This window comes from Ruegeria atlantica, from assembly GCF_947495585.1.
Lineage (GTDB): Bacteria > Pseudomonadota > Alphaproteobacteria > Rhodobacterales > Rhodobacteraceae > Ruegeria > Ruegeria atlantica_G.
On the sequence record NZ_CANLZK010000012.1, the window covers coordinates 139,711 to 148,620 of the forward strand.

General features: G+C 56.5%; 8 protein-coding genes and 1 pseudogene. 7 read left to right on the top strand and 2 right to left on the bottom strand.

Going from position 1 to position 8,910, the window contains the following annotated elements; all coding sequences use genetic code 11:
- Positions 1 to 4 precede the first annotated feature (4 nt).
- The 7 genes from QMP16_RS18385 to pdeM all read left to right on the top strand — a co-directional run bounded on the left by QMP16_RS18385 (position 5) and on the right by pdeM (position 7,584).
- Positions 5 to 985, top strand: a complete 981-nt coding sequence (locus tag QMP16_RS18385) for a type II secretion system F family protein (protein WP_282153563.1) — start codon at positions 5 to 7, stop codon at positions 983 to 985.
- A 49-nt stretch (positions 986 to 1,034) separates the two neighbouring features.
- The gene (locus tag QMP16_RS18390; protein ID WP_282153564.1) at positions 1,035 to 1,574 is read left to right on the top strand and encodes a tetratricopeptide repeat protein; all 540 of its coding nucleotides are present in this window, start codon (positions 1,035 to 1,037) and stop codon (positions 1,572 to 1,574) included.
- 29 nt (positions 1,575 to 1,603) lie between these two features.
- Positions 1,604 to 2,455, top strand: coding sequence for a tetratricopeptide repeat protein (locus QMP16_RS18395; RefSeq protein WP_282153565.1), 852 nt, complete (start codon positions 1,604 to 1,606; stop codon positions 2,453 to 2,455).
- A 3-nt stretch (positions 2,456 to 2,458) separates the two neighbouring features.
- Positions 2,459 to 3,004 (top strand): prepilin peptidase, encoded by a 546-nt coding sequence (locus tag QMP16_RS18400; protein ID WP_282153566.1) that lies wholly within the window; start codon positions 2,459 to 2,461, stop codon positions 3,002 to 3,004.
- Between the two features lie 116 nt (positions 3,005 to 3,120).
- Positions 3,121 to 4,428: an ATPase gene (locus QMP16_RS18405; protein ID WP_109313459.1), complete on the top strand. Its 1,308-nt coding sequence runs from the start codon at positions 3,121 to 3,123 to the stop codon at positions 4,426 to 4,428.
- 40 nt (positions 4,429 to 4,468) lie between these two features.
- The gene (locus tag QMP16_RS18410) at positions 4,469 to 6,880 is read left to right on the top strand and encodes a ligase-associated DNA damage response DEXH box helicase (protein ID WP_282153567.1); all 2,412 of its coding nucleotides are present in this window, start codon (positions 4,469 to 4,471) and stop codon (positions 6,878 to 6,880) included.
- Between the two features lie 41 nt (positions 6,881 to 6,921).
- On the top strand, positions 6,922 to 7,584 hold the full coding sequence (pdeM, locus tag QMP16_RS18415; protein ID WP_282153568.1) for a ligase-associated DNA damage response endonuclease PdeM: 663 nt from the start codon (positions 6,922 to 6,924) through the stop codon (positions 7,582 to 7,584).
- A 2-nt stretch (positions 7,585 to 7,586) separates the two neighbouring features.
- Here the strand turns inward: pdeM and QMP16_RS18420 are convergent, their stop codons facing one another.
- Positions 7,587 to 8,324 (bottom strand): LytTR family DNA-binding domain-containing protein, encoded by a 738-nt coding sequence (locus tag QMP16_RS18420; RefSeq protein WP_282153569.1) that lies wholly within the window; start codon positions 8,322 to 8,324, stop codon positions 7,587 to 7,589.
- 217 nt (positions 8,325 to 8,541) lie between these two features.
- A pseudogene (locus tag QMP16_RS18425) lies at positions 8,542 to 8,910 on the bottom strand (bifunctional methylenetetrahydrofolate dehydrogenase/methenyltetrahydrofolate cyclohydrolase); the annotation flags it as partial.

The following is an 8,910-nucleotide window of genomic DNA, read 5'->3' on the forward strand; positions in this document are numbered from 1 at the left end:
GAGTATGGAATTTCTGATCCAAATCAACGATGTCCTGACCGAACATTTGGGGCCGTTCGGACCACTTATTGTGGTTGGTGTTCTGGGGTTGTTTATGATTTTGGTGGCCGTGCCGCTGATGTTGAACCAACCAGAGGACCCTCTCAAGAAGCTGCAGCGTTCAAATGCAGCGCCCAAGGAAAGCAAAAAGGGTAAAAAGGACAAACTGCGACAAGCCAGTCGCAACGAGCAACTTCAGAAATTTGCGAACTTCCTGGAACCACAGAATCAGGATGAGTTGTCGGCGATGGAACTCAAGCTCCGTCAGGCTGGATATCAATCCAAGGACGCGGTCCGCTTCTTCCACTTTGCCCAATTTGCCCTTGGTTTGGTCGGCGTGGCGATTGGCGTTCTGTTAGTCACGGTTTTTTCCGGTGGTCAGGAATTCACACCGACCCAATCGGCCACCCGCGTCTTGATCCCGGCATGTGCATTCTATTTCCTCCCCCGCTATTGGATCACGCGGCGCGTAGCCGAGCGAGAAGAAGCCATCGTCGCAGGGTTTCCTGATACTCTGGACCTGATGCTGGTGTGCGTAGAAGCGGGTCAGTCACTGGATCAGGCAATCGTTCGGGTCGCAGCAGAGATGAAGGTCTCATACCCGGATATTGCCTTGGAGTTCGAAGTTGTCGCGCACGAACTGAAGGCAGGCAAAGACAGGGACAGTGTTCTCAGAGACTTTGGAACGCGATGCGGTGTACAGGACGTCAGTTCGTTCGTGACTGTTATGATCCAGTCGGCCGCGTTTGGTACGTCAATCGCCGAAGCCCTGCGGGTTTATGCCGGTGAAATGCGTGATAAGCGGGTAATGCGCGCCGAAGAGGCTGCGAACAAGTTGCCAACCAAAATGACACTTGCCACAATGATGCTGACTGTGCCGCCATTGCTGGTCATTTTGGTCGGACCCTCGGCAAAAGGCATCGCAGATTTTGCAAGTGGGGGATAGCATCCCGATGACATTTAACTTCAGGTGTATCCGGTTCAGGCTACGCCACATGTTTCAGGCCACCTTGGTTCTTGCCATGGTGGCCTCTTGTACAGAAACTGGCCTTTCAAACGGTCTGGACGCTCCGGGCGTTGACGCCAAAGCTGAAGCTGTTGACCCGATTACGGTTGGAAACCGACTGATGGCATCGGGCGAATATGAGTTGGCGCTGACATCCTTTTCCCGCGCCGCGCTGGATCAGGGGATGACAACGGAACTCCTGACTTCGATGGGCACCGCAAATCTGGGTCTCAGGCGTTTGGGGCAGGCAGAGGAACTGCTACGCCGCGCAGTTGAGGATGAGCCTGACTGGCCCATTGCGTGGAATAATCTGGGTGTTGTGCTGATGGAAAAGGCCGAATACCCCGAGGCGGAACAGATGTTCCGACGCGCCTTTGCTTTGGACAATGGCGAAAGTGACGCAATCTTGGACAATCTGCGCTTAGCACTCGCAAAAATGGAAAATCCTGTTAATACTACCCCGGAAAAACAAGAATATGAACTGGAGCAGCAAGGCGACGGGCAATTCATGCTGCGCAAGCTCCCGTAACATTGGCAAGAGCAGTAAGGGACGCAAAAATGCGCCAACAATTCTTGATTCCGACAATGGTGATCTTCGGGGTGGTTCTGTCCGCCTGCGAAAAAGAGTCCGAAGAAGAAAAGGTCGAACGCACCTATCAGGAGGTGAACGTCATAGACGAAACCAACCTGAATGAGGTTCTTCTGACGGCGGCTGATCCGAACGAGGCTGTGACCTATTTCAAAGGGGCCGCCGCAAAAAACCCCGGGCGGATCGACCTGCAACGGGGCCTCGCGATTTCTCTTACGCGCGCTAAACGCACGACCGAGGCCGCTTCGGCGTGGAAAAAAGTGACGACCATGAAGGGCGCGAGCAACGTCGACCGGGTCGAGTACGCCGCCGCATCGGTCCGCGCTGGCGACTGGTCAACAGCCAAGTCGACGCTGGATTCTGTTCCTCCAACCTATGAGACATTCCAACGCTACCGTCTTGAGGCGGTCGTTGCAGACTCCAGTAAAGACTGGAAACGCGCGGATCACTTTTACGAAACAGCCGTTGGTCTGACCACGCGCCCGGGTGGCGTTATGAACAACTGGGGCTACTCCAAGCTGTCACGCGGTGATTACGCCGATGCCGAAAGATTGTTTTCCGAAGCAATTCGTCAGGACAAATCGCTGTTCACCGCTAAGAACAACCTCGTGTTGGCCAGGACCGCACAGGGCAACTATAACATGCCAGTTGTTCCTCTGACACAAGTTGAGCGCGCCATGCTGCTGAATACAATGGGTATTTCTGCGATAAAACAAGGCGACGTAACAACGGCAAAAAACCTGTTCCGTGAAGCCATCGCAACTCATCCGCAGCATTATGAGGAAGCCGTTCGATCGCTTCGCGCGCTTGAAGAGGCCTGATTCATGATGATACCTGCGACGGCAGCCGCGTGGTTTTTGCCGTTTGTGTTGCCGATCTGCTTTTATGTGGCGTTCACCGATCTGCGTAGCATGCTGATCAAAAATCACGCCGTGATCGCGCTGGCTGTGGTTTTTGCAGTTGTCGGATTGTTTGTGCTGCCACCCTGGGCCACCGAATGGACAACCGGAGGCGTAGGGCCGATTACCCTGACACTTCCGCCCTATCTATGGCAATTGTTGCACATCGTGGTCGTTCTGTTTTTTGGCATCCTGTTCAATGCGGCTGGCGTCATGGGCGCAGGTGATGCCAAGTTTTTGGCTGCCGCCTCGGCCTTTGTTTGGGCTGGTGACTATCTGCTTATGACGCTGATCGCCACTTGTGCCATGCTTGGCGCATATGTGACGCACAGGCTAGCCAAGCACACGCGCCTTAGGGCAATCGCCCCGGATTGGGAAAGCTGGGATCGGGGTAAGCATTTCCCCATGGGTTTTCCGTTGGGGGCCAGCTTGGCGATCTATCTGATTTTCGGAACTGTTTCCGGCTCATAAACTATCATCAGTCCGCCTTTTCAATGCCTTTGTGCTGACACAAAGCAGGTTAAGATTTTATGAAAGCAGCCCTTGTGGGGCTTTTGGCGTGATTAGTGGATAGACGGGCAACGCTCATGAATATGCAGACGACCTCGGTTATGGCCCCCCCTGCCCCAAAGGGTATGGCCGAAATGAAACTGCCCATCGTGATGATGCGGGACATTCTACTTAAGACGATATTCCGAAAAAACGTGGATACGGTCACGGAAATCGCGGAAGCGATCTGTTTGCCGGGTGCGGTGACACAAGAACTTGTAGACATCGCCCGCGAACAGAAACTGCTCGAAGCGACCGGCACACTGAACGCCAACAGTGGCAACGAGATGGGCTATCAGCTTACCGATGCCGGCAAAGCCCGTGCACTGGACGCGCTGAGCCAATCTGAATACTTCGGCGCTATGCCGGTTCCGCTGGACGTATACCGGGAACAGGTCAAGCGTCAGTCAATCCGAAATATTCAGGTGACCCGCGATCAGCTAACTGGTGCGATGGGACATCTTGTTCTGCCCGACAGCCTACTGGACCATCTGGGCCCCGCAGTCAGCGCCGGCCGGTCAATTCTGATGTATGGCCCTCCGGGTAACGGTAAATCCTCAATCTCGAACGGTATTCGCGACGCGCTGGGGGACAACGTCTATGTTCCCCGTGCCATCGAGTATGCAGGTCAGGTCATCACGGTCTATGATCCGATCGTCCACACTGCGATCGAGCAAGAGGCGGATGACCCCAACAGCCTGCGCCGTCGCAAGCGGTTCGACACCCGCTATGTTCAGTGCGAACGCCCGACCGTGGTAACGGGTGGTGAACTTTCGCTTTCAATGCTGGATCTGGTCTACAACCCGACTGCACGTACCTATCAGGCGCCGCTGCAGCTGAAATCAACCGGTGGCATCTTCATCGTGGACGACCTTGGTCGTCAGCAGGAACCGCCACAGGCGCTGATCAACCGCTGGATTGTTCCTTTGGAAGAGAACAAGGACATTCTTGGCCTGCAGTCTGGCGAAAAGTTCGAAGTGCCTTTTGACACACTGGTTATCTTCTCGACCAACTTCCACCCAAATGAGATATTCGACCAAGCGGCCCTGCGCCGGATCTTCTTCAAGATCAAGATCGGTGGTCCCGTTCAAGAAGACTTCCTAAAAATCTTTGCAATGGTGGCGCGGAAACGCGGCATGCCGCTGGATGAATCCGCTCTGGTGCATTTGCTGAAGGTCAAATACCCGACCATCAACAACGTCTATGCCAACTATCAGCCGATCTTCCTGATCGACCAGATGATCTCGATCTGCGAATTCGAGGGCATCCCCTATCAGATGAGCCCCGACCTGATCGACAGGGCCTGGGCCAACATGTTCGTCAAAGACGAGGTAATCGTAAATTAACGCCGTGCCATTTCCGGGACAGGCCGGGTAGTCTGCGTTCATGACGCAGATTCCCCCCCGGATCACGGATTGGTTTGACGCCAAAGGCTGGTCCATCCATCCACATCAGCAAGAGATGTTTGACCGGGCTGCGGACCCGGCAACTTTGCTCATTGCGCCGACCGGCGGTGGCAAAACGATGGCCGGTTTCCTGCCGACACTGGCCGAACTGGCGGAAAATGATCGCCCCGGCCTGCACACGCTCTATGTTTCCCCACTCAAGGCTTTGGCCGCCGATATCCGCCGCAACCTGCGCGGCCCGGCGGACGATATTGGCCTGACCATCCGCATCGAAGACCGAACAGGCGATACCTCGGCCACGCAAAAGAAACGTCAGCGCGTGGACCCTCCGCACATCCTGCTGACCACGCCTGAAAGCCTGGCCTTACTGACGTCGTACGAAGACGCCCCGCGGATGTTTGCAGGCGTCCAACGCGTGATCGTGGACGAAATCCACGCCTTGGCCGAAAGCAAACGAGGCGATCAGTTGATGTTGGCGCTGGCCCGTTTGCAGAGCTTGTGCCCTGACCTGCGACGCGTCGGCCTGTCGGCCACAGTCGAAGACCCCGATGCCATCGCGCAGTTTTTGGCCCGCCACCCCGATCCTTGCAAGATCATTCAGGCTGATCCCGGCCCCGACCCCGATATCCAAATGCTTGAGACGCAAGAGATGCCGCCCTGGTCCGGTGGAGGGGCGGCCTATTCGATCCCTGCGGTGCTGGATCAGATCAAACAACACAAAACCACGCTTATCTTTCACAACACCCGCGCGCAGGCCGAAATATTCTTTCACAACATTTGGCTTGCCAATGATGACGGGCTGCCCATTGGCATTCACCACGGCAGCCTGGATCGGCAACAGCGCGAACGGGTCGAGGCTGCAATGGTCCGCGGTGACCTACGCGCCATTGTTTGCACCGGCAGTCTGGATCTGGGCATCGACTGGGGCGATGTGGATCTGGTGATCCAGATTGGCGCGCCCAAGAACGTCAAACGTCTAGTTCAGCGCATTGGTCGTGCCAACCACCGTTACAACGCCCCGTCCAAAGCCCTATTAGTGCCAGCGAACCGGTTTGAAGTGGTCGAGTGCGTCGCCGCGTTGGAGGCGGCAAAGGCCCATGATCTGGATGGCGAACCGCGCGGACCGGGCCCAAGGGACGTCTTGTGCCAGCATATGCTCATCGCCGCTACGGCAGGCCCGTTCGATGCAGATGCCCTGTTCACCGAAATGATGGCAGCAGGGCCATATTCTGATCTCAGCCGCGCTGAGTTCGACGCCTGTTTGGATTTCTGTGCAACCGGCGGCTACGCGCTGCGCGCCTATGATCGCTGGCAGCGGCTGTTGCAGCGGCCAGATGGGAAATGGCAGCTAAGAGACCCACGGGCAGCACAGCGTATTCGTATGAACCTGGGCACGATACAGGACACAGACACGCTGAAAGTCCGCCTAAAGCGCAATCGCGGGGGCAAACCGCTGGGTGAGGTCGATGAGGCATTTGCAGCCTCTCTGACGCCCGGCGACACGTTTCTGATCGGCGGACAGATCGTACGTTACGAGGGGCTGCGAGAAATGGTGGTCGAGGTCAGCCGCCGGGCGGACAAGAAGCCCAAGATCGCTACATTTTCGGGCACCAAGTTCGCGACCTCGACCCAACTCAGCGACCGTATCCTGCGCATGTTCGCTCAGCCGGAGTGGCCACAACTACCTGCCCACACGGCCGAATGGTTAGCGTTGCAGCGGGATATGTCCCGATTGCCTCAACGGGATCGCTTGCTGATCGAGAGTTTTCCCAATGACGGTCGTGAACACCTGTGTGTTTACGGCTTCGCTGGGCGCAATGCGCAACAGACCCTTGGGCTTTTATTGACCAAACGGATGGAGGAAACCGGGTTGGCGCCGCTTGGTTTTGTTGCCACCGACTATGCGACGCTGATTTGGGGCTTGGATGCTGTGACCGACCCAAGCCCATTGCTCCAATTGGACAAACTGCGTGACGGGCTTGAGACATGGCTGGCGGGCAACGCTGTCATGAAACGCACCTTTCGCGCTTCGGCCACAATAGCAGGCCTGATCGAGCGCAATACAGGCGGGCAACGCAAAAGCGGGCGTCAGGCTACGTTTTCCTCGGATATTCTTTACGATACGCTGCTGAAGTATGACCCCAACCACCTTCTGATGCAGATCACCCGCGAGGAAGCAATGCGCGGACTAGTGGATTTTGGACGTATCGAGACAATGATTGAACGAATTGGTGACCGGATAGATCTGGTTCGGCTGGATCGGGTCTCTCCCCTCGCCGCGCCGTTGTTTCTGGAGGTTGGCAAAGTACCGGTCAAAGGTGCCGCCGAAGAACGTCTGTTGGCCGAGGAAAGCGCCCGGTTGCTACAGGCTGCGGGACTAGACGCGAAGTAATTCAGCTTGCGCCAAGGATCAAAACAGGTGAAGAACGTACCATGAACGAGCTGGCGTTTTCCTTTGCTGAACAAGACCTGCGCGCATTGGGATCTGGTGCGTTGTGGTGGCCAAGCCAGAAACTGTTATGCGTCAGCGATCTGCATCTTGGCAAATCCGAACGTATGGCGCGGCGCGGTGGTCCCTCTTTGCCGCCCTATGACAGTCAGGACACCCTGACCCGGCTGGCAGCCGACATCGACAGAACCGGCGCGCAAACTGTCATCTGCCTGGGCGACAGCTTTGACGATTTGGATGCGTTGGCTGCATTGGGCGCCGCCGAGAAGCTTTCGTTGACGGCCCTGCAAGCAGGCCGACAATGGATTTGGATCGAAGGAAACCACGACCCAGGTCCAATAGATCTGGGCGGAACACATCTGGCTGAATACACGGCAGGTCCACTGGTTTTCCGGCATATCGCCAAACCCGGTAGTCACGGCGAAATCTCGGGGCACTATCATCCCAAGACCCGCATCAGGGCACGCGGTCGGACGATCACACGCCCGGCTTTTTTGCTGGATAACTCAAGGCTTATCCTACCGGCCTATGGCACCTATACAGGCGGGCTACGAAGTTCCGAGAAGGTTCTAAGTGACTTGATGAGCGACCGGGCAATGGCCATCCTGACCGGCCCTCATCCACAAATCATCCCAATGCCACGCTGAGATCATATCAACCCGTCGTCTTCAAGCATCGGCTTGTACTTCCGGCTGACCGGTATCAGGTCACCATTCACCAGCTTCAAGTAGATTCTGTCAGCTACCTTCTCAGTGCCTGTGACTGCGTTGTCCACGATCCAATGGGACCGGTGCGCACAATGCCCGCGCAAGGGCTCCATTTCCCCAACCGCATCAGAGAGCCGTAACCGGATCGCAAAGGTACCCTCTGATGTGACCACATCCACGTAGTGATTGCGCGAGCTCAGGCGATAAATCTGCCCCTGAAAAGACGCAGGCAACCGTCGTGCAAGCCGCGGCACCGGGGATGATGGTGGAGCGCCTTTGGGTTCTGCCCGGCTGGTCAGAATCAGGCCAGCGGTAAACAAGGCGCTGTATCCAATAACCCGCGGGATGCCGGGTGCGGAGTGGCCTCCAATGGAAAACAGAACCACGGCCAGCACCCAAAGGGACGGGATAAACAACAGCAAAACAAACAGGGCGATTGCCAGGTCACGCACTGGCAGGTTCAGAACAGTCCCGGTTTCGCGGATCAGCCTTCGTGCCATCCAGGTCGACGTCACAGCGATGCCCATCACTCCGAACCAAAACAAGAACCTTATGACAAACGGCAAATCAGACATCTGGAACGGCGGAAAAGCGTAAGCCAGCATAGGAAGAAAAAACGCTCCGGCCACCACACGTTGTGGGCTGCACAGGCTTAAGATGGGTCTTAGCTTTGAAGTCATACCATATCAAAAACCACTTTCAGGGACCCAGCCAAAAGCCCCGGAAAGCTAACATTCACAAACTGTAAACGGCTGGGATATCCCGGCTACCACGCCCCATTCAGACATTCAAACCTTAAAGGGGGGAATTTTAGCCCGTTGACATCATGGTCAAATTTGACGCTTGGACAATTTACCGGTTTCGTTGAGGCGCATTTTTTGCGCCCCAACGGTATGCTCAGGCTGTGAGGCCTTCTGGTTCTGGGAGTTTGTTTGCGCGGCAGGCGGCGGTGAGTGTGTTGGCCAGCAGGCAGGCGATGGTCATGGGGCCTACGCCGCCGGGGACCGGGGTGATGGCGCCGGCGCGTGCTGCGGCGCTGGCATAATCGACGTCGCCGACCAGTTTGTTCTTGCCTTCACCTTTTTCGGGCGCATCAATGCGGTTGATGCCCACGTCGATGACGGTGGCGCCTTCCTTGATCCAGTCGCCCGGCACCATTTCTGGGCGGCCAACGGCGGCCACGACGATGTCGGCGCGGCGGACCACGTCGGGCAGATCCTTGGTGCGGCTGTGCGCGATGGTCACGGTGCAGCTGTCGCCCAGCAG

What these genes read in the sequence shown, in the direction of transcription:
- QMP16_RS18405 (WP_109313459.1), top strand. Translation starts at nt 3,121, where the DNA reads ATGAATATGCAGACGACCTCGGTTATGGCCCCCCCTGCCCCAAAGGGT.
- pdeM (WP_282153568.1), top strand. Translation starts at nt 6,922, where the DNA reads ATGAACGAGCTGGCGTTTTCCTTTGCTGAACAAGACCTGCGCGCATTG.
- QMP16_RS18420 (WP_282153569.1), bottom strand. Translation starts at nt 8,324, where the DNA reads ATGACTTCAAAGCTAAGACCCATCTTAAGCCTGTGCAGCCCACAACGT.
- QMP16_RS18410 (WP_282153567.1), top strand. Translation starts at nt 4,469, where the DNA reads ATGACGCAGATTCCCCCCCGGATCACGGATTGGTTTGACGCCAAAGGC.
- QMP16_RS18390 (WP_282153564.1), top strand. Translation starts at nt 1,035, where the DNA reads ATGTTTCAGGCCACCTTGGTTCTTGCCATGGTGGCCTCTTGTACAGAA.
- QMP16_RS18385 (WP_282153563.1), top strand. Translation starts at nt 5, where the DNA reads ATGGAATTTCTGATCCAAATCAACGATGTCCTGACCGAACATTTGGGG.
- QMP16_RS18395 (WP_282153565.1), top strand. Translation starts at nt 1,604, where the DNA reads ATGCGCCAACAATTCTTGATTCCGACAATGGTGATCTTCGGGGTGGTT.
- QMP16_RS18400 (WP_282153566.1), top strand. Translation starts at nt 2,459, where the DNA reads ATGATGATACCTGCGACGGCAGCCGCGTGGTTTTTGCCGTTTGTGTTG.